The organism is Microtetraspora sp. AC03309, assembly GCF_020826795.1.
GTDB classification, from domain to species: domain Bacteria; phylum Actinomycetota; class Actinomycetes; order Streptosporangiales; family Streptosporangiaceae; genus Microtetraspora; species Microtetraspora glauca.
The window spans coordinates 1-815 of the sequence record NZ_JADDIL010000279.1 but is presented as its reverse complement, the minus strand read 5'-3'; the positions used below and the strand labels follow the sequence as shown (position 1 = coordinate 815).

The 815-nt window shown below is 67.0% G+C and carries 1 protein-coding gene; it reads right to left on the bottom strand.

Annotated features, from left to right (window positions below; translation table 11 throughout):
* Nucleotides 1-5: 5 nt before the first annotated feature.
* A partial coding sequence (locus IMZ11_RS42830; protein WP_305075951.1) for a molybdopterin dinucleotide binding domain-containing protein occupies nt 6-815 on the bottom strand: 810 nt, incomplete at its 5' end.

The following is an 815-nucleotide window of genomic DNA, read 5'->3' as shown; positions in this document are numbered from 1 at the left end:
ATCGCTCACTGTTTCTCCATTTCATCGTTGTTGTGAAAGCCGGCCGCTGCGCTGACGGTTACGGGGATGCCGTTGAGCGCGCCGTTGCCGGAGGGCTCGTCGACGAACGTCGGTGGCGACAAGATGTTGGTGTTCACTCCGGGAGAGGCGTTGGCGACTCGCAGCCGGGTGCCGGCCTTCGCGTGACCCCACCCGTGCGGCATCGACACCACGCCGGGCTTGATGTCGTCGGTGACCTCGACGGGGACATCGATGCTGCCGGCCACGGATGTCACCGTCACCAGGTCGCCGTTGCAGACTCCGCGGAGGTCAGCGTCGGTGGAGTGCATCTGCAGCGTGCAGCGGCTCTTCCCCTTCATCAGCGGCGGCATGTTGTGCAGCCACGAGTTGTTCGACCGCAGGTGTCGGCGGCTGACCAGTACCAGGTCGTCGGGAGCGCGGGTGAGTCGTGCTGCCAGCCGCGGCAGGTCGTCGGTCAGGTACTCGGGGGCGAGGCGGATCTTGGCGTCGGCGGTCCGCAGCACCTCGGCGATCCGCGGCACCATCGGGCCGAAGTTGATGCCGTTGGGTCGGGCCTTGAGTTTGTCGAGTGTCACGCCGTCCGGGTTTTCGCCGTACCGGTCGCCGAACGCGGCGGTACGCAGCGTCAGGTCGAGCATGCGCTCCGGGCCACCGTGGTCGTAGTGCTTGCGGATCTCGGCACCGTCGAGCCCCTGGGTGAAGCACAGGTAATCGAACCAGCCGTCGTCGAGCGCAGCGACGTCGACGTCCTCGGCCGGAGTTCCGGTGCACAGCCCCGTCAGCCGGATCAGGAT